The organism is Hymenobacter agri (assembly GCF_054778495.1).
The window spans coordinates 1-549 of sequence record NZ_BAAGZM010001291.1 but is presented as its reverse complement, the minus strand read 5'-3'; the positions used below and the strand labels follow the sequence as shown (position 1 = coordinate 549).

1 protein-coding gene is annotated in these 549 nt (G+C 68.3%); it reads right to left on the bottom strand.

Translation table 11 applies throughout. From position 1 onward, the window contains the following. Positions 1-549: ABC transporter substrate-binding protein (locus ACYVDE_RS25855; RefSeq protein WP_460504361.1), on the bottom strand; the 549-nt coding region annotated here is incomplete at both ends.

The following is a 549-nucleotide window of genomic DNA, read 5'->3' as shown; positions in this document are numbered from 1 at the left end:
GCGGGGCGGCCGTTGCCAAATGCGCCGGCGGCAAACTGCGCGGCGGTGCGGCCCTGAGTGGCGGCGCTGGGCGCGTACAGGTAGTGCCAGGGATTGTCGAGCACGAGGTCGCCGTCCTGCGACAGCGGGTTCACGCACACAATCTGGTGCTCCTGGGCGTAGCGGCTCAGCAGCTTGGCCCCCGATTTATAGATGGGCCCGATGAGCAGGTCCATACCGGCGAGCTCGGGAAGGGCCAGAGTCTGCTTCAGCGTCAGGGTGTCGGCGCCGGTATCGTAGGCGTAGAGCTGGATGGTGCGGCCGGCGCGCTGCAGGCTGTCTTGGGCCAGGCGCAGGCCGGCGTAGAGGTCAGTTACGAACTGGTTTTTGCGCTGGGTCTGCCAGCTGGGGTCGGTCAGCTCGAAGGGCAGCAGCACGGCCACGTTGTAGCTGCTTTTCTTGACGGATACCGGCCGGGGGCGCGGCGTGTAGCGGGCGCGGTCGAGGCTGAAACGGGTGATGAGGTCGTCGAGCTGCGGGCGGTCGGCGTCGGTGTAGGCGCCGCCCAGC